Annotated in this window: 16 protein-coding genes; 6 read left to right on the top strand and 10 right to left on the bottom strand. The window is 69.6% G+C overall.

What is annotated here, in order from left to right:
• Positions 1 to 378 precede the first annotated feature (378 nt).
• Positions 379 to 1,524, top strand: a complete 1,146-nt coding sequence (locus Pth03_RS29390; protein ID WP_239119458.1) for a MinD/ParA family ATP-binding protein — start codon at positions 379 to 381, stop codon at positions 1,522 to 1,524.
• A 122-nt stretch (positions 1,525 to 1,646) separates the two neighbouring features.
• Here Pth03_RS29390 and Pth03_RS29385 read toward each other — a convergent pair whose 3' ends face one another.
• On the bottom strand, positions 1,647 to 2,618 hold the full coding sequence (locus Pth03_RS29385) for a magnesium transporter CorA family protein (protein ID WP_203947661.1): 972 nt from the start codon (positions 2,616 to 2,618) through the stop codon (positions 1,647 to 1,649).
• A 10-nt stretch (positions 2,619 to 2,628) separates the two neighbouring features.
• Positions 2,629 to 3,579: an asparaginase gene (locus Pth03_RS29380; RefSeq protein WP_203947660.1), complete on the bottom strand. Its 951-nt coding sequence runs from the start codon at positions 3,577 to 3,579 to the stop codon at positions 2,629 to 2,631.
• A 45-nt stretch (positions 3,580 to 3,624) separates the two neighbouring features.
• Between Pth03_RS29380 and dtd the strand changes: the two genes are divergently transcribed.
• Positions 3,625 to 4,059, top strand: coding sequence for a D-aminoacyl-tRNA deacylase (gene dtd, locus Pth03_RS29375; protein WP_203947659.1), 435 nt, complete (start codon positions 3,625 to 3,627; stop codon positions 4,057 to 4,059).
• Here the strand turns inward: dtd and ygfZ are convergent.
• From ygfZ to Pth03_RS29360, 3 genes are all read right to left on the bottom strand, one after another.
• Entirely contained in the window at positions 4,056 to 5,078 is a 1,023-nt protein-coding gene (gene ygfZ / locus Pth03_RS29370) for a CAF17-like 4Fe-4S cluster assembly/insertion protein YgfZ (RefSeq protein ID WP_203947658.1), read from the bottom strand. The two genes, dtd and ygfZ, sit on opposite strands and share 4 nt — an antisense overlap.
• A 9-nt stretch (positions 5,079 to 5,087) precedes the next feature.
• A complete protein-coding gene (locus tag Pth03_RS29365; protein ID WP_203947657.1) occupies positions 5,088 to 5,537 on the bottom strand; it encodes a Fur family transcriptional regulator in 450 nt (149 codons plus the stop codon).
• 351 nt (positions 5,538 to 5,888) lie between these two features.
• Positions 5,889 to 6,386 carry a heme-binding beta-barrel domain-containing protein gene (locus Pth03_RS29360; RefSeq protein WP_203947656.1) on the bottom strand — a complete coding sequence of 166 codons (498 nt, stop codon included), beginning with the start codon at positions 6,384 to 6,386 and terminating at the stop codon, positions 5,889 to 5,891.
• Between the two features lie 123 nt (positions 6,387 to 6,509).
• On the opposite strand from Pth03_RS29360, the gene Pth03_RS29355 reads away from it, so the two are divergent.
• Entirely contained in the window at positions 6,510 to 6,872 is a 363-nt protein-coding gene (locus tag Pth03_RS29355) for a DsrE family protein (protein WP_203947655.1), read from the top strand.
• A 54-nt stretch (positions 6,873 to 6,926) separates the two neighbouring features.
• Here the strand turns inward: Pth03_RS29355 and Pth03_RS29350 are convergent, their stop codons facing one another.
• From Pth03_RS29350 to Pth03_RS29335, 4 genes are all read right to left on the bottom strand, one after another.
• Positions 6,927 to 7,643, bottom strand: coding sequence for a type 1 glutamine amidotransferase (locus Pth03_RS29350; RefSeq protein ID WP_203947654.1), 717 nt, complete (start codon positions 7,641 to 7,643; stop codon positions 6,927 to 6,929).
• Positions 7,633 to 8,892: a Mur ligase family protein gene (locus Pth03_RS29345; RefSeq protein ID WP_203947653.1), complete on the bottom strand. Its 1,260-nt coding sequence runs from the start codon at positions 8,890 to 8,892 to the stop codon at positions 7,633 to 7,635. Before Pth03_RS29345 ends, Pth03_RS29350 begins: the two co-directional genes overlap by 11 nt.
• 175 nt (positions 8,893 to 9,067) lie before the next feature.
• Complete coding sequence (locus Pth03_RS29340; RefSeq protein ID WP_203947652.1) at positions 9,068 to 12,235, bottom strand: ATP-binding protein; 3,168 nt, start codon at positions 12,233 to 12,235, stop codon at positions 9,068 to 9,070.
• A gap of 96 nt (positions 12,236 to 12,331) precedes the next feature.
• Entirely contained in the window at positions 12,332 to 14,260 is a 1,929-nt protein-coding gene (locus Pth03_RS29335; protein WP_203947651.1) for a hypothetical protein, read from the bottom strand.
• Positions 14,261 to 14,404: 144 nt separating this feature from the next.
• Between Pth03_RS29335 and Pth03_RS29330 the strand changes: the two genes are divergently transcribed.
• From Pth03_RS29330 to Pth03_RS29320, 3 genes are read left to right on the top strand one after another with little or no spacing between them, the layout of a single operon-like run.
• Entirely contained in the window at positions 14,405 to 15,064 is a 660-nt protein-coding gene (locus tag Pth03_RS29330) for a hypothetical protein (protein WP_203947650.1), read from the top strand.
• Positions 15,064 to 15,729, top strand: a complete 666-nt coding sequence (locus Pth03_RS29325) for a DUF4352 domain-containing protein (RefSeq protein WP_203947649.1) — start codon at positions 15,064 to 15,066, stop codon at positions 15,727 to 15,729. The genes Pth03_RS29330 and Pth03_RS29325 overlap by 1 nt, the downstream gene beginning before the upstream one ends.
• The gene (locus Pth03_RS29320) at positions 15,726 to 16,580 is read left to right on the top strand and encodes a hypothetical protein (RefSeq protein ID WP_203947648.1); all 855 of its coding nucleotides are present in this window, start codon (positions 15,726 to 15,728) and stop codon (positions 16,578 to 16,580) included. The genes Pth03_RS29325 and Pth03_RS29320 overlap by 4 nt, the downstream gene beginning before the upstream one ends.
• On the opposite strand, the gene Pth03_RS29315 is transcribed toward Pth03_RS29320, so the two are convergent.
• A complete protein-coding gene (locus tag Pth03_RS29315) occupies positions 16,564 to 17,850 on the bottom strand; it encodes a hypothetical protein (protein WP_203947647.1) in 1,287 nt (428 codons plus the stop codon). The two genes, Pth03_RS29320 and Pth03_RS29315, sit on opposite strands and share 17 nt — an antisense overlap.
• Positions 17,851 to 18,524: the final 674 nt, after the last annotated feature.

Below are 18,524 nucleotides of genomic sequence, written 5' to 3'. Positions count from 1 at the left end.
CGGCCCGCCACTGCTCCAGCGTGACCTCGACCTTGATGTAACCGCGCCATCATGTGCGGGTTGTCCGCGGTGGGGCCGAACACGGTCGAGTTCGGGTTGCCGTCCGCCCCATTCGTGAGCGCCGAGCCGTACAGCCATGTCCGCCCACCGACGATCATTCATGGGTAATCTCCGCGAAGCTTTGCAACTCGCGTGTAGTAGTCATATGGGGGCGCACCGTAGCGTATGCACTGTCGTCTACGACGCGACAAGAGATCAAGGAACAGGGCTGGGCGCTGCTGCTGTCGATGACCACAGCGGCTGGAGGGCGCAGTCCTGGCCGATCTCGGTACGCGGGCACCCGGGTCTTCACGGTCGGTAATCATCGGGGAGGTCGCTGTGGTCCACGATCAGTTGCCAGGCTCAGAAACGGGATCGGCGGCGCCGGACGACGGAACCACCGTCACCCAGACGCACCTTCTCACCCCGGAACTTCTTCTCCGGACTAAGCGACGCGCGCCCGCCGGGGGCTGGCGTCGCCTGCTGTACCAGGCTACTGGCGGGCACCTGCACCCCGGCGAGTCGCCGGCAGAGTTGCACCGTCGCAAACTGATCGGTCTCGCCCGGACGCCCGTGGCAGGCGGCCACCATCGGCTGGCGGTGCTGAGCCTCAAAGGCGGCGTCGGCAAGACCACCACAGCGGTGGGGCTGGGATCCATACTCAGCAGCGTCAGAGGCGACCGCGTCATCGCGATGGACGCCAACCCGGACCGCGGAACGCTCTCCGACCGGGTGCGCCTTGAGACCTCGGCGACCGTGCGCGAATTGCTCGCCGAACTCCGCACGATGGACAACCCGCGGTACGCCGACGTCCGGACGTTCACGTCACAGTCGGCGTCGAGCAGGCTGGAGATCCTGGCATCCTCCCGTGACCCAGCCGTCTCCGAAGCGTTCTGCGCCGGCGACTACCGGACCATCGCCATGCTCCTGGAGCGCTTCTACTCGATCTGCATCACTGACTGCGGCACCGGCCTCCTGCACTCGGCCATGGCTGCGACCCTCGAGTTGGCCGACCAGATCGTGCTGGTAACCATCCCCTCCGTGGCCGCGGCCCGATCGGCCGGTGCGACTTTGGACTGGCTGGAAGCCCACAATCACGCCGACCTGGCGCGGTCGGCAACCGTGGTCCTGTCAGGTGTGCGCGAGGAGACCAGATCCACCATGGACATGGACGCACTCCGCAGCCACTTTGACGAGCGCTGCCGCACCGTGGTCAGCATCCCCTTCGATCCACACCTGGAGGAAGACTCCGCGTTCGAGCTGGAAATGCTGGCTCCCGCGACCCACGAGGCCTACCTGACTCTCGCCGCCACGGTGGGCGAGGCATTCTCGGAGCAGCGCCATCCGTCAGAGGCATTCTCAGAGCAGCGCCGTCCGTCACAGGAATACGAACTGCCCGCCACTTCATCGACGTCACAACGTCGTCGCTCGCCCGGACTCAATAACGGCGCGGTTCATCCTGACGAGACCGTGGCCGCCGACTGACAGAGATCGGCAAAGCCGGATCGTGGACGTCGTCGGCCTCGACTGCGAGGCCGACGACGGCACCCTCGTGGCCTCGACCAAGCAGATCGGGCGGGTCAGGATCGCCGTCGAGGAGTGATCGGTCAGAGCCAGTCGCGTTTGCTGAACGACCGGTACAGCAGGGCCGACACGACGACGATGACCACAGTGGACACCCAGAAGCCCCAGGGATGGCCGAATCCGGGGAACGGGATGTTCTGGCCGTAGAAGCCGGTGATCAAGGTCGGCACCGCGATGATGGCGGCCCAGCTCGTCACCTGCTTCATGATCAGGTTCATCTTGTTGCTCTGCATCGTCAGATGCGCCTCACGGATGTTGCTCAGGAGGTCGCGCAGCGAATCGGTCCACTCCGCGGCCCTGAGCACCTGGTCGTAGACGTCCTGGAAGTAGGGCGCCATCGCCCCGTCGCCCAGCTCGTCGTTCCGCCTGATGAGTGTGTTGACGACCTCGCGCATCGGCATCACGATCCGGCGCAGGGTCACCAGGCTCTTGCGAATCTCGAATACGCGCCGCTGGTCGGCCCGGTCGACGGGCTGCTCGCCGAAGGCGGTCTCCTCCAGGGCCTCGATCTGCTCGTCGATCGCCTCGACGGAGTCGAAGTGGCTGTCGACGACGTAGTCGAGCAGGCCGTGCAGCAGGAACGGGATGCCGTGCGCGGTGAGGCCCGGTGCCTCGTCCCAGCGCCGCACCACCTCGTCGATCCTGAACAGCTCCGAGTTCCGCACGGTCACCAGCGCGTTGTGGGTGATGAACGCCGCGGCCTCCGCGACGTCCAGCCGGCCCGACTCGACCTCGAACTCCGCGGAGTAGACGTTGAGGAACTTGTGGCTGTCGTAGGTGTCCAGCTTCGGGCGCTGCTTGTGCTGGAGGGCGCCCTGCACGGCGAGCTCATGGATGCCGAGCTCCTCAGTGATCGCGCGCAGGTCCTCCTCGCTCGGCGAGCACATGTCGAACCAGACCACCGCGTCCGGGTCGGACACGTATTCCGACACATCGGCGACGGGGAAGCCCTCGGCCTCGAGTTTCCCGTTCCGGTACAGACGTGTACGTCCCATGACGAGCAGCCTAGCCAGTGGTGGCGGGCCGGATCCTGACCTCGCCGACAGGCCTTCCTCCGCCGAGCACCGGCGTGCTCGACAGCCCCGCGAGCTCGGGCGCGTCCAGGCCGACCGCGCGCAGAGCGGCCACGGTGATGGGCACACGGGCGCGCTGGCCGCCGTCCTCGATCTTTACCGCGCCCGCGGAGCCGTCCGCGAAGGCGAAGGCGTCGAACGCCTCGGCGCCCGACTTGACCATGAGTCCGGGAATCGCGCGCATGAGCGCGGCCTCGGGCCGTCCCGTGCCGCTGGTCCATTCCGGGTGGGCCCGCATCGCGTCGGCGATCCGGCGTTCCGGGGTGCCCGGCTCGGCCACGGGGAATCGGCGGAAGGCCCGTACGACACCGACCATGGAGACGAAGAACAGCGGGGCGCCGCAACCGTCCACCCCGGTCGCGGCGACGCGCTCGCCGGTGAACTCCTCCACGGTGGCCCTGATCGCCCGTTGCAGCGGGTGGCCCGGGTCGAGGTAGCCGTCGACCGGCCAGTCGTTCACCACGCAGGTGAAGAGCATGGCCGCGTGCTTGCCCGAGCAGTTCATCAGGATCCGGCTGGGGCCGCCGTGCTCCCTGATCACCTGGTGCATCGCCTCGGTGTCAAGGGGAAGGTCCTCGGTACAGCGCAGCGCCGTCTCGTCCAGCCCGGCCTCGGCCAGGATCTTCCGTACGCCGTCGACGTGGAAGCGCTCCCCGCCGTGGCTGCCGCAGGCCAGCGCGAGCAGCTCGTCTTCCAGCGGCAGCCCCGCCCTCACCATGGCGAGCGCCTGCAGCGGCTTCATCGACGAGCGCGGGGAGGCGAGGCTCTCCACGTCGCCGTGGAGCATTTTCGTGGCACCCTGCGCGTCGACCGCGTACACATGCGTCCGGTGCACGGACTCGATGAAACCGGAGCGGACCACTTCGACGATCAGTTCGGACATAGCGGGCAGTCTACGAAGGCCGCGAACATGGCAGAATTCGGGGCCATGCGTGCGGTTGTCCAACGGGTGAGTTCGGCGTCGGTGACGGTGGACGGCAAGGTGGTCGGAGCGATCGACGAGCCCGGCCTGCTCGTGCTGGTCGGCGTGACCCATTCGGACGGCCCCGCCGAGGCCGCCAGGCTCGCCGGCAAGTTGTGGGGGCTGCGCATCCTGCACGGCGAGAAGTCGTGCTCGGACATCGGTGCGCCCCTGCTCGTGATCAGCCAGTTCACCCTGTACGGCGACGCCCGCAAGGGCAGGCGTCCCACGTGGCAGTCGGCGGCCCCCGGGCCCGTCGCCGAGCCGCTGGTCGACGCCGTCGTCGCGGAGCTCAGGGCCCAGGGCGCCCGGGTCGAAACCGGCGTGTTCGGGGCCGACATGAAGGTCTCCCTGGTCAATGACGGCCCCATCACGCTCGTGCTGGACGTGCCCGGCGTCTAACGGATCCGCCGCCGCAACGCGGGATCGATCTTCACGTTGCGGCCGGCGTCCGGGGGCACGATGACCTCCTGGGTGGCCGCCACGCCTCCGGCGAGCAGGTCGGCGTCCACCGGCACGGTGCGCTTCACCAGGGCCAAGGCGATCGGCCCCAGTTCGTGGTGGCGCGCCGAAGAGCCGACGAACCCGACCTCGGCCGTGCCCTCGGCCTCGGCGCCAACGCCCAGCGTGACAGGGGCTCCGTGCGGCGGCAGCGCGTCGACGCTGCCGTCGAGGTGCAGGAACACCAGCCGCCGCGGCGGGTGGCCCAGGTTGTGCACCCGGGCGACCGTCTCCTGCCCGCGGTAGCAGCCCTTGCTCAGGTGTACGGCCTGATCGATCCAGCCGACCTCGTGGGGAATCGCCTTGTGGTCGGTCTCGAAGCCCAGCCGCGGCACGTGCGCCTCGATGCGAAGCGCCTCATACGCCCACAGGCCCGCCGGGCGCAGCCCCAGCTCGGCCGGCAGGTTCGCCAGCCGCTCCCGCGGCACCAGGAAGTCGCCGCCGATGGCGATCATGCCCTCGCCCGGCTCCGCCACCGGATCGGCGTCCGGGGCCGCGACGGACACGACGGCGTATTCGGCGGTGACGTCGGCTACCTCGACCCGGAGCATGAAGCGCATCTTCTCCAGATAGGCGACCAGCTCGGCCGAGGTCCCCGGCTCGACGTGCGCCCATACGGCTTCGCCGTCGTCCACGAGCGTGAGGTGGTGTTCGACCCGGCCCTGCAGGTCGAGGAGCAAGGTCTGGGCCGGCACGCCCGGCGCGAGTTTGTCGAGCTTCTGCGAGCTCAGGTCGTTCAGCCAGCTCAGCCGGTCGGGACCGGAGATCCGCACGACCTCTCGGTCACTCCGGTCGACCAGCGCCTGCCCGGCCGCGAGCGCGCGCTGCTCCGCGTACGGCTCGCCGTAATGGGCCGCGATCGTCTCGTCGGGCGCCTCCGCGGCGACCGCTCCAGGCGTGTCAAGCAATGGGCTCCGCATGCTTCAAGGCTATTCGCTTCCGTACGGCTCCCGGCCCGCCGCAGGGGGTCGGCGGCAGTCGCTGCAGCGGCCGAAGACGGTGAGATGCCGCACATCGGTGTCGAAGCCCAGCCCGTCGTCCAGAGCGTCCACGAGGCCGTGGACGAGTTCGGGGTCGACCTCCGTCACCTTGCTGCAGGAGCGACAGACGAGGTGCACGTGGTCGGCCTCGGAGGCGAGGTGGTAGGTGGGCGCGCCATGCCCGAGATGGGTGTGCGAGACCAGACCGAGCTCCTCGAGCAGCTCCACTGTGCGGTAAACGGTGGAGATGTTCACTCCCCTGGCGGTCTCCTGGACACGCGAGCAGATGTCCTCGGGTGTCGCATGCCCGAGCTGGGTGATCGCCTCGAGCACCAACTGCCGCTGAGGGGTGATCCGGTAGCCGCGGGAACGCAGCTCCTCGTGCCAGGTCTCCGCCATGACATGAGTCTACGAGGCGTCACCGGCGGCCCGCTCTGCCTGTGATTTCGGCCCGGCGCTTAATCGCTTGCCGCCTTCCTTGGGGCTCGCATAACGTACAAGCACGCAGAAGGGAGGTGGTCCGAACGATGGTTAGTCATTCTTGGACTAGCGAGGTGGCTGTCCGCTAGGACGTCGTCATCTGGACCTTCCGTCCGGATGTCATTGTGACGTCCTGGCGAAATCCTCAACAGACACCGGAACCCCGGGCTGCCGGCGGTCGCAGGAGCACTCCTCGGCCTTGGTCCAGCCGGCCCACCTTTCATGAGGCGGAGACGGCCCGGGGTTCTTCTGTTTTCCGTATCCCTGCCCTCAGCCCTCGGGCTCGAAGTCGGCGACCTTCCTGAGCTCGGCCGAGGCGTGCGACTGCAGGGGCTGGCCCACCGCCGCCATGTCGTAGGCGTACATCAGGTTCCCGTTGACCAGCCCGTACAGCCGGTGGCCCGCGGTGTACTCCTTCGCCGAGGCCGTTCGGGCGACCACGTCGGTCGTCAGCTCGATCTTGTGGAAGACGACCTCTCCCACGTAGATCTCCACGATGCCGGTGGGATGGGCCAGGCAGACCTCCAGCTGCCGCTCTGGCTGGATCCGCCAGAATCCGGTCTCCGTGGCCAGCGGGCGGACCTTCTCCCCTTCGGCGTCGAGCAGCCAGGTGCGGCTCCGGTAGGTGAGGAAGGGCTTGCCGTTGTGGCCGAACTCCACCTCCTGGCCGAAATTGGCGCTCTCCATGGTGGGGTAGCCGATCACGCCGGCCCCCTCCCAACGGCCCAGGAGGAAGGCGATCGGTTCGAGGTCGGGATGTGCGTCCATGGAACACGAGCTTAGGGGCCCGGACGAGCCGGGCATCATGCCTGACCACCTGCCAAGCGACTTATACCCACTTATCCGGTATGCACTTACACGGGCCTGGAGGCCTCCGACTAGGCTGCGACCATGGGACGATCACTAGTGATCAAGGTGACGGCCGGCGCGGACGCGCCGGAGCGGTGCAACCAGGCGTTCACCGTCGCTGCGGCGGCCCTGGCGAGCGGCGTCCCGGTGTCCCTGTGGCTCACGGGTGAATCCGCGTGGTTCGCGCTGCCCGGCCGCGCCAAGGAGTTCAGCCTCCCCGAGGCCGCGCCCTTGGAGGACCTGCTCGACGCCGTGCTGGCGGCCGGCCAGGTGACCCTGTGCACCCAGTGCGCCGCGCGGCGCGGGATCACCGTCGACGACATCATCGAAGGCGTGCGCATCGCCGGGGCCCCCACCTTCGTGGAAGAGGCCCTCGGCGAGGGCGTCCAGGCCCTCGTTTACTGACAGGCCCCTCCCGTACGGCTCCGCCTGGCCTGGCCGTACGGGGATCTGCGGGTCTCAGTCGGTCTTGTCGCCCAGGACGGTGGACAGACGCTCGTCACGCAGCCGCTGGTACCACTCGTCGTTCATCGGCGGCAGCGGCCCGACGACCCAGGACAGCAGCAGGTCGGCCAGCGCCGGATTGCGCGCCAGCGCAGGGCCGTGGAGGTAGGTGCCGATCACCCGGCCGGCGTAGCAGCCCTCGGTGCCGTCGCCGTTGCCCGTGCCGACGAGCGTCCGCGACAGCGGCCGGACGCCGGGACCCAGCTGGGTCACGCCCATGTGGTTCTCGAAACCGGTCAGGGTGGGCAGGCCGAGCGCCGGATCGACGTCGGCGGCCAGCTCGCCGACCGACCGCTGCGCGCCCCGCCCCGAGCTGATGTCGAGCAGTTCGATACCGGCGACCGGCTGGCCTTCCTCGCCGCCGAACACCGAGCCCATGATCTGGTAGCCCGCGCAGACCGCCAGCAGAGCCGCACCCCGGCTGATCGCGGCGTGCAGCCCGCCGTCCTTGCGCAGCCGCTCGGCTCCGAGGATCTGCGGGCGGTCCTCGCCTCCGCCGATGAGGTAGATGTCTCCCTGGTGGGGCACCGCGTCGGAGGAGCGCACGTAGTGGATCCTCGTGGGGATGCCCCGGGCACGGGCCCGCTGCTCCAGGATCAGGGCGTTCCCCTGATCGCCATATGTGCTGAGCAGGTCCGGATAAATCCAGACGATGTTCAATTCAGACTGCACGGCCGAACTCCGTCCGGATCTGCTGGAACGCGGTGTAGTTGGCGATCACGTCGATCCTGCCCAGCGGCTGTGCGCTCACCGCCTGGTCGAACGTGTCGCAGAGCTGGAACTGCAGGCCGGCGACGTCGAGCCGCAGCGCGAGGTCGAGGCGCCGCTCCCCGGTCACGTAGATGGGGCGGCCGCGCAGGATGCGGTAGTCGACGTCCCACAACCAGGAGGTGTCGCGTCCGTCCGGGCCCTGGGCGTTGACCGACAGGATGATCGGCAGGCGCGGGTCGGCGACGTCGAAGGCCTCCAGCCAGCCCGCGGGGTTCTTGGCCAGCAGCAGGCGCAGCGCGCGCCCGTCGCGCTCGACGGTCGTGTAGCGGCCGGCCACCGACGTGACCGACTGCAGGCGGGGCAGCGCCCGCGCGGGGTCGAGCCCGAAAGCCTCGACAGTGGCCAGCGCCATCGCCGCGTTCGACCGGTTGGCCTGGCCGGGAAGCTGGAGATCGAGACGCCAGCGCATCCCGCGCGGGTCGATCACGTCGGTGCCGTCGAAGATCCACTCGGGCTCGGGACGGTGGAACGTGCACTCGCGGCACGCCCAGTGGGGCGACCCCGTGCCGTGCCCCATGTTCCGGGATTCGGCGCGGTCGAGCGGGCCGCCGCACTCGGGGCAGCTCCAGGAGTCCTCACGCCAGCGCTGCCCCGCCGACACCCAGGTCACCCGGGCGGCGGTGGACGCTCCCCAGGTCACCAGCGGGTCGTCGCAGTTGGCGATCACGTGTGCGGGCTTGCCGGCGAGCGCCCGGCGCCACTTCTGGGCCAGCAGCCAGATCTCGGCCGCCCGGTCCATCTGGTCGCGGCTGAGGTTCATGAGGGTGACGATCCCCGCGTCGGTGGTGTCGAGCACCTCGGGGAGGTATTTCTCGTCCACCTCCAGAACCGCGTACGGCGCGTGCTTGGCCGAGGACAGTGCGGACACGTGCCCCGCCGGCATGTTCGCGCCGAAGGCGTTGGTGGCCACCTCGCCCAGCTCCATGAGGGCGGAGGCGATCAGACGGGTGGTGGTGGTCTTGCCGTTGGTGGCGCTGACCAGGGCGAGCTTGCGGTCGGCCGCGAGCTTCTTCAGCAGGTCGGGCTCCAGCATGAGGCCGACTCTGCCGCCGATGACCGAACCGTCTCCACGCCCGGTGGCCCTCGAAAGGGTCGCGGCCGTGCGGCCCAGGGCGCTGGCGAGCTGGGCCCGCAACGGTAGCTGACTCATGCCCGAGATCCTATCTGCGGAGCACAAGTCGGGCCGACCCGGCGAGCCGCGCCGTACGGCACTGCATGATCACGAACAGCAAACCCGCAGGCAGCAGGGCATGATCGCGAACTTCTGCATGATCACGGACGGCGGCGTCACAGGTCACGGGGCACACGCGCGAACTTCTGCATGATCACGCCCCGGGGGGCGGGGGCGGCGGCGGGGATTGGGGCGGGGGCGGAGATGAAGCCGAGGGCGGGGTGAGGGGGGTAGGCAGGAAGGAGAGCTCGGGTGGGGTGTCGCCGTCGAACGGGAGGACGAACCTCCGCGGCCACGACAGGACGGTCTCCAACCATCCGGCGCCCATCGTCTGGGCGACGTGCTTGACCCGGTCCTTCGGCTCCACCCCGATGGCGACCGTGGCCACGTCACGCTGGATGCCCTCGTGCTCGTCGTCGCCGAGGAGCACCCGCCACGCCAGGGCGCGGTTGCGGTCCACCTCCATCGACAGCGGATGGTGCCGCAGCGCCTTGGCTCGATGCCCGAGCAGCTCGGTGCGCACGCTGACCGCGACGCCACCCTCGCCGCCGCCGTTCGCCGCCGAGCCGTTCACCCCCTGATGCGCGTACGGCCGGCCGACGGGGTCGGTGCCGAACAGGGTGTATTCCATGGCCGGAGCGGCGCTGCGCAGGTCGGGCGCCGGATGGCCGAACGGGAACAGCCGGTCGACCTCGTGCAGCCACCTCACTTGGGGGATGACCCAGGCCGACCCGGGCCGCTCCCCCGCCTGCATGGTCTGCTCGCGCTCGCCCGGCTCCAGCAGCCCGGCGGCGACCTCCGCCGCCTTCTCCGTGAGCAGCGCGGGGTCGAACCACGTGCGCAGCGACCACGACCGGCGGCTGACGCCGCGCTCGATGAGCGTGGCCAGCAGGCATTCCCTGCGCTTGGGCGGCAGCTCGCCCCAGATGTCGGCCAGCACGCGCGGCACACCGGGCAGTGACCGGTTCGTCACGAACGACAAGATGACGGTGTCGGTCCAGATCCGCAGCCAGGCCCATTCGGGCGCCATGGCGAGAAGGTCCGCCTCGCGCAACTCGACCAGCGTGCACGCCTTGCCGGTGCGGCACTCGCGCCCGCACGCGGCCGAGCGGCGACCGCAGATGGGCGGCACCGGGCTCAGCATCGCTCGCTCGCGGTCCTCCCCCAGCGGCACCTGGACGCGCAGCGGCCGGTCCATGCCGTCGGCGAAGACGGCGGCGTAACCCGGCTGGAGCGACACCACCTGGCGGGACTGGTCCTCGCTCAGGTTCATCGCCGCGCCCACCAGCCGGCGGTCGTCCTCGGCGGGCAGCCGGTGCACGACCTTCAGCGCGGTGTTCTTCACGACGTCGGAGACCAACTTGGTGGGAATCTGCTCGGCGACGATGATGCCCTCGCCGTACGCCCTGATCTCGGCGAGCATCCCCGCGAGCAGCTCCACGGCGTGGGTGGAGGCACGCTGGGAGCCGCGGTCTCTGAGCAGGCGGTGGGCCTCCTCGATCACGATGACGTGCCGCAGGCCGGCCGGGCCGTCCTCGTGCTGCGGGTCCTGCCGGGCGCGCATGCGCAGGTGCTCGACGATGCGGATGATGAGCGTGCCCATGAGGAACGCCTTGTCCTCGTCGTTGGCCACGTCCTCGATGGCGAGCACGACGTTGCGCTGGAGCAGGCCGCCGATGTCGGCCGGGTGGCCGCCCTCGAAGAACCGGCCCGCACTGCCCACCCGCAGGCTGCGCAGTCGCAGGCTGATGAAGCCCTCGACGTCGGCCTGCACCTCGTTGCCGTAGCCGATTTCCTGGATGACCTCCAGGGCGTGCTGCTGCAGCTGCTCCAGGGTCGGTACGGCAGGCTGCACGGCGGCCCCGGGGATGCCGCCGCCGGTCACCACGTCCCAGCCGTTGGCCTCATAGACCCGCTGCAGGGCGAGCGACATGATCTGCGGGAACGGCTCCTCGGCGTCGAAGGCCGCCATGAACAGCGCGCGGATCATGTCGATGTGCGCCTGCACGGGATACCCGGGCTCGGGCGCGAGCGGGTTCACGCTGAAGGGCACGTTGTCGGGCGCGGACGGGTTGATGACGGTCAGCGGCGCGAGGTGCTCGACCCGGCCGGCCATCGCGGCGTATTCGGATTTGGCGGGCTCGATCGCCAGCCACGGGATTCCGGCCTTGGTCAGCTCTTCCAGCAGGTGCCTGACGGTCTGCGACTTGCCCGAACCGGTGGCCCCGGTGATGAACGCGTGCCGGTTGAGCGTCGCCAGAGGCACCCGGAACGTCCCCACCGCCCGGTCCTGCCCGTCCACGATGGCGCCGAGGTCGATGAGGTCCGACGAGCCCTCGGTCTCCGCCTCGCTGGTCACGTCGAAGAATCCGGCGTCGACCACGCGCACGCCGGGAACCTCCCTGCGCGGCAGCCCCGCGAGGGCGGCCAGCGCCCCCGCGGTGGCGGCGAACGGCGCCGCCGCCTCGTCCGCGGAGTCCTGCAGGTTGACGGCGAGCGCCTCCGCGAAGCCGTACACGGATTCACCGGCGGCGCCGCGGTCGCCGCCCGCGAGGGCGGGCAGCGACATCGCGCTGCGGAGCCGGTAGGGGTGGTGGCTCATCTCGACCGAGCCGACCAGGACGGGTGCGATCTGCCGCAGCTCGTCCGGGCCCGCCGCGCCCGCCAGCACCCGCACGTTCCACAACCCGGCCTCGCGGAACGCGTCGAGCTCCTGCATCCTGCGCTCGGCCCGCTCGGCGTCGAAGCGCGACCGCTCCGAGGCGTCGCCGTACTGCCGCAGGACGTTCAGCTGCGTGCGCAGGTGGGCGACCTCGGTGTCGAGCAGGTCGGTCGGCTCGGCGACCACGACCCACCCGAACGGCCGCGACATGAGCGTGACGAGCGTCGACTCGAAGAGGGTGGGCCGCGTGTGCTCGTCGGGCTCGGGTTCGCGCCTGCCGTACAACGGGGGCGCCTGGCGGCCCGGGCACGGCGTCCACACGAGATCGGCCAGGTCGGCGAGCCATTCCTCGCCGATCTCCACGCCGCGCGCCCCGCCGGGGAACAGCAGCGGCTGGGGGCCGGTGACGGGCGCCTCGTCGCTGGCGACGGCGCGCTTGGGCGGTTTCGGCGGCGTGAGCGGCCCCGCGTTGGTGATGAGTTCGAGCGGGGCACCCGAGCCGCGCGACAACCAGCCGATGACGAACGGGCGGCCCCGCTGGGCGGCGGACAGGACGGCCGGGAGAACGGTGACGAAGTCCCACTCCGCCGACGAACTGCGCGACGGGGCGGCGATCGCCTGGATCCGGTACCACGGCCCGCTCAGGGGGAACGGATGCATGAGACCCCTCACTTGACGACGAACAGGAGCGAGACTCGTTCAACGATCACGTGCTCACATCCCTGTTGACGATGCCCTTACCGGAACCGGACGGTGTCATGGCCGCTTGCGCCAGTCGAGCCGCTGCGGCGGAGGCCCCAGGTTGGGCGGCGGCGCGTCCTCGTCGAGCTCGACCGGCTCGGGTTCCTCGGGCACCAGTGCGACCCGGCGCAGCTCCTCGAACTCGCCCAGCGTGGTCTTCGGGAAGGTGAGGATGGCGGGGTTGGCGTCGGCGAGCCTGACCTGCCGTCCTTCTGCGGTCGCGTGCGTGACGATGACCGACGTCGTGGGCAGCTGCTGCAACTGGTGCGGCTCGACGAGGAACTCGCGCGAGCGCTGCAGAACACCCTCGGAGACCTGGGGGGCCGAACGCCCCCATTCGGTCGACTCGGTGATGTCCTCCCTGAGGTCGCCCTCCCCCTTCTCCTCCGGGCCCGTACGGCCGGCCCCCACGGTGGAGGTGTAGAAGCCGCTGGGAGGGTTGACGGACGAGCTGAACGTCTCGGTGAGGTGGGCCAGCTCGAGCCTGTGCTCGGTGCCGACGTGCTCGCTGGCGACGCGGGCGTCCTCGGCGTTGCCGAGCCGCATGAAGGCGACGGCGGCGTGTCCCCTGCCGAGGCGTTCCCTGACCGTCGGGGTGAGGCTGCGGTAGGTCAGCACGAGCCCGGTGCGGGACGTCTCGCAGGCGTCCATGAGCCGGTCGAGCACGTCGCCGCGCAGCTTGTCCGCCCCGGCCACGATGATCGTGTGATACCAGGGCCGCTCGCTGGCCGGGGACTGGCGCAGGATGTGGGTGAGCGCCGTGGCGACGTAGGTGCCGAGCACGCGGTTGCCGAACACCCCGGCCTGCCGGTCCATGCTGACCACCCGCAGCCGGGCGGGCGGCAGCTGCACGGCTTCGGAGCCGAGGGTCTCCAGCTTGCGCAGCTGCGACTCCAGGGCCCAGGCCCGCTCGATCACGACCCGGTCGGCCACGCCCCGCCCGAACAACGTGCCGATGCGTTCGAGCTGGGTCGCGGTCAGCAGGCCGTATTTCAGGTCGTCGCGCGGGTCGCCCACCTGGGCGAGCGCCCGGAGCGCCGCGGTGACCTGGCTGATCGTGGCGTTCTCCCCGAGAACTTCGAGCACGCGCTCCAGGATGGCGTTGTCGAAGCCGATGTCCCTGCTGGTCTCCTCGCTCACGCTCACCACGTGGGCGAGCACGTCCGCGAACGCCTCCGGTTTGAGGGTGGCGCCGAGGTCGAGTCGCGGCAGGTCGACGGGGAGCACCCACACGAGGGGGTCGTCTCCGCCTCGCTTGGCCAACTCGATGAGATCCTTCGCGATGGCGCCCTCGGACAGGTCGAGCACGGTCAGATGGCCGCCGCTGTAGAGCCGGGTGGCGCCGATCAGCGTGATCAGCGCCGACCATCCGGGGAGCGTGCCGCCCGCCACGTCGACCCGGTCGATCTCGTCGGGCACGGCCACCGCGTACCAATTCACCTGCTTGTCGTAGCGGTTCTTCTTTTCGGCCCAGTCGCGGTATTTGGCGGCGTGCTCCTCCTGGGCCGTGACGATGTCGCGGTCGCGCCGGTCCCGTTCCCGCTGTTCGCGCGCGTGGCGTTCGCTCACGCGGGCGCCGACGGCGCGGTTGCCCTGGTGGATGGCGTAGGTGCAGATCCCGGCGACACCGCCGGCGGCGACCAGCCCGAGCATCACGAACGACCAGGTGAGTATGCCGCTCACGCCGAGCACGAGGATTCCGGCCGCGACCACGCCCATGAACGTGCGGAAGATGCGCACGGGCCGGTTGAGCATGTGTTCCTGAAGGCGCTCCCGCTGGACCCACTCCGCGTCGACGGCGGCCTTGGCCGCGTCGTCCGCCACGTCCTCGCGGGCCGGCCGCTTGGGCGGGGGCCCCGGGTCTGGATGCAGCAGGGCGTACTGCCAGCCCAGGTAGATCCGGTCCGCCTGAAGCTGAGCATGCTCCGGGTGCGGGTCGCCCACAAGCCCTCCATGTCCGCCTGGGTCACAGCGTAGGAGCTGGAAGCCCTATCAGTACGGGCTTCTCGGCATTCGGACGCGATTCCAGCCCCCGATGGGACGAATGCGGCCAATGGTTCGTCTATGGGCGTACTACCATCCGTTGCCATGACGTCGTCGCCCCCCCGTCGCAGTCACCGCCGGCGCGCTGTGCTGGTTCCGGTCGCCGCGGCGGTGATGGCGGCGGGCATCGGCGCCACCGCGTTGCTCGGCGGCTTCGCCGAGGCGGCGGACGAGCCGCCACCCGAGGTGAAGCCGGAGACGATCGTCGATCAGGGTCAGTTCACGACGACGTTCGCCAAGGCCACCGACACCGTCGAGAAGAACGAATTCGGCGATTCGAAGCGGTACCTCTCGCTCGTCCTCAAGGTCGTCAATCAATCCGACAAGACGGTGAGCGTCGGCATCATGCGTGAGCCGGGCTCGCGGATCCTGCCCATCGTCACCTCGTACACCCAGTCCATCCTCCGGGTGCGGCCGGAGATCAAGACCCCGTACGGCCCCGACGTCTCCGTGTCCGGATCCGGAGTGCAGAGCAAACAGCTCCAGCCGGGCATCCCGGCGACCGTCGTCATCAAATACCAACTGGACCCCGCGGCCGCCGCACCGAAGTCGGTCACGGTGGACGTCGGCAGCATGGTCCTCGACGAGGTCGGCCTGGTCGACCAGACGCAGTACTGGCACCTTGTCGGTGAGGGCGACGTCGACGCGTTCGTGCCGACCGTGGCGGCCGAGGTCACACTGCCCGTGGAGCGGGGGAACGGGTGATGACGGTGACACAGGAACCCGCGCTGACGACGCCCGCGCCGGGCGCCCGTCCCCGGCGGAGCGTTGCGGGCCGGGTCGCCGGCGTCGTCGCCGGAGTGGCGCTCGCCTCCGCGGCGGTGTGGGTGCAGACCACCACCATGTCGTTCGAGCAGCGCACCTCGTCCCTCACCACCAAAGGGCAGATCGGGCAGATCGTCGAGACGAACCGCTTCAGCGTCAAGGTGAACTCGGTCGCGGCCGCCCACGCCGTCGACACCGCGGACTACAGCGGCAAGGTGACGAAGGTCCCGACCGACGCCCTCTTCCTTGTGGTGAACGTGACGGCGACGTCTCCACGCGAGCCGATGCGGCTGAACTCGCAGACCCCGCCCATCGTGCTCGCCGCCGACGGCCGGCAATACCAGCCCACCGACAAGGTGAACGAGAGCCTCACGCTTTTCAGCAAGTATCTCCAGCCCGGGATGTGGTCCCGCGGGGACCTGGTCTACGAGGTGCCTCCCGACGCCGTGCCGGGCGCCCGGTTCGTGTTCATCCCTCCGAACAGCTACATCGTGGACAGCTATGCGCCCGAGGCGGAGGTCGACCTCGGCCTCACGCCCGAAGCGGCCCGGCGGCTGATCTCCAAGGCGGACGACTACCACCCTCTGGTGACCAAGACCTCATGAACGAACGCGAGACGCCCGCCCCCGACTCCCGCGACTGGTTCGCCCCACCGCTGGACCAGCCCACGGAACCCCCGTACATGCCGCCGCCGCCCCAGCCGCCGTCGATCCCGATCCCGGGGACGCTGCGCCCCACCGGCGACCGGCGGGTGTGGCCGGAGCCGGCGCCGGACGAGGACACCTCCACGGTGCCCTTCCCCGCCATCCCCGGCACGCGCAACGAACTGCCCGCCCACTATCGGCGGCCCTCCGCGCAGGTTCCGCCGCCCGCCGGCCCGCGCAAGCGGATGTCGCGCGGACGACGGCGCGTTCTGCTGGCGGGCGGAGCGGTGGTCTCCGTCGCCCTCGCCGTCGCCCTGCCCGCGTGGTTCGGCTACGGCGTCTACAAGTACGGCAGGCCGAGCGACCACATCCACTCCGTGCCGGCCGGCCAGGCGGGGACGTGGCAGCACGTGTCGTGGCGAGTGAGCGTGGAACGCATCCCCAACCCCGATCCGAAGGCGGCCTCGGACACCACGCGCCAGTGGATGAAGATCGTCGCCACGAGGACCGCGCTGGACGCCGAGGGCGCCATCCGGCATTACCCTCCCGAAATCGAGCTCACGGACGCCTCCGGCCGCACGTGGGTCACGCAGGTCCTCAACGACGCCACCCCGCTCGACACGGACAAGAACAAGGTCGGCACGCCGTACAAGATCGAACTGGTCGGCGTGGTGCCGCCGCCGGTCGCCGACACGGTCGACGTGCTGCTACGGCCCAGCATCTCCCGTGACGTCCCCGGCAAGAAGTTCGACCTCAAGGAGTCGGTGACGAACCCGGAGCGCAACGACCAGGTGCTCAAGTTCCTGCGCTGACCCTCCGGCGGTGCCGGGTGGCCGCCAGGTCGAACGTGGCGGCGATGAGGCAGATGCCGAGCGTCGTGACCACCAGGTCCTCGACGAAGCTCACCGGCACCCTCGTGACGAGCCAGAAGTACGGCTTGTCGGTGGTCGTCAGGTAGAGGCCCGCCCTGCCGAGGAAGTCGCCGCCGACGTGCAGAGCGGTGTAGCACAGCGCGAACAGGCCGAACAGCGGCGCTCCTCCGCGCACTGTCAGCCGCAGGGAGTTCATCAGCGGCATCCACCGCTCCGTCCATCCCGCGGTCAGACGGGAGAGCGCCCGCCGGGTCAGGCTGTGGGTCTCGTTCAGGCGCGCGGCTGCGGCCTCCAGCGGCGTTCCCTTGATGACGGTCCCGGTGTCGTCGGCGTAGGCGCCGTAGACGAGGATGCCGACGGTCAGCCAGGCCAGCGGGAGCGCGAGCCCGTCGATCACGTGGGGCCATACGTCGCCCATCCAGCCCCAGAACGTCTCCCAGCCGGGAACGGCCTCCTGCGCCTGCGTCGCCAGCTTCTCCCCGCCCGCGACGACCGCGCGCCCGGCCAGCCAGTCCGAGCGGGCGCCCAGCAGCGTCCCCATCGCGTTGAGCCCGTAGAAGGCGAAGGCGAACTCCCCAAACGTCGCCATGATCCCGGAGAAGCGGCCGTTGCCCGCCTCGTGCCGCCGGCCGAAGAGGTACTTGACCCCGTAGGCCACGACGGCCGTGATGGCCGAGATCTTGACGTCCAGGTTAATGAGGCCTCCCATCACCCCGGTGTCCTGCCCGGTCATGGCGTCGACCAGGAACCCGTCCGGCCGGCGTAGGAGGTCGATGCTCGCGAAGTCGCGGGCGTCCTCAGCGGTCAGCCCCCACGTCATGTAGAGGCCGGAGAACACCAGCGCCGTACGGTCGAAGACCGAGAGCACACTTTCGCCACCCTGGCGGGCCCGCGTCTCCATCAGGGCGCCTCGGACGGCGTACAGCATGCCCACGGTGGTGGCCAGGCTCGTCATCACGACGAGCGTGAACAGGAAGAGCACCACGACCAGCCGGGCCTGGTACCACGAGCCGTGGGACAGGGTCGCGGCGAGCAGTAGCAGACCCCATCGCACGGTGCGCCCGACGGCGAACCAGATGATCAGCGGCAGCGCGCACCTGGCGGCGATACGCAGGGCGTGCAGCGGCAGCGTGAACGGCGAGCGCATCCAGGTCACCCGGCGGGGAGCGGCAGCCTGGAGCGGCACAGAAAGAACGGGCGTCCCGGACACTCGCCCTAGGGTAGCCAGAAGTCCTAGTGACCGCGACAAAGGAGGGCCGCCATTAATTGGCCGGCCCTCCTCTACGACAAACGACTACCCCATACAGCACGGATGGGATAATTACTAGCCTCCAAATGCAGCCGCGTTGGCGCGCTCCGCGGTTCCATATTGCCGGAAGGCGTTGCATCCCCGCTGTATGACGAGCTTCAATTGACTGTCCGGAAGACTCGCATACTGACGTGCGGGCGCCCAGGGCGACTGCTGAAGATCCAAACGGAACTGTGATATAAGACTCGAGTTCAGAGGCCTGGCACAGACCTCACCCCAGTACCGCACGGGAAATACGATGACAGCAGCGTTCGCCGTCTGCGTGGCGATACCGACCGCAAGAACGGCCGCGGATATCGCAAGGCCGAACCTCTTCGGCCTCGTCAGCGCACCCATACGCACCCTCCTATTCCGCCTGGAGATCTACGTCAGCGACGATACAAACCCGGTCGGGCCAGGGCAACAACTTCAGTCAATCTTCTCGCATTTGTAAGAAATTGCCATACCATTCGCGGATGCACGGCAAATAGGCACAGGAACCTTCGGCATGACGCGGCCCACCCACATCAAGCTCGACCCACGAAATAAATACCGAGCCGTACGGGGATTCGGCCATCGAAGAGTGGCCGCTCGGT

Origin of the sequence: Planotetraspora thailandica, assembly GCF_016863335.1 — a bacterium.
In the GTDB taxonomy this organism is placed as follows: Bacteria; Actinomycetota; Actinomycetes; order Streptosporangiales; family Streptosporangiaceae; genus Planotetraspora; species Planotetraspora thailandica.
This window is presented reverse-complemented; position numbering and strand designations above follow the sequence as displayed.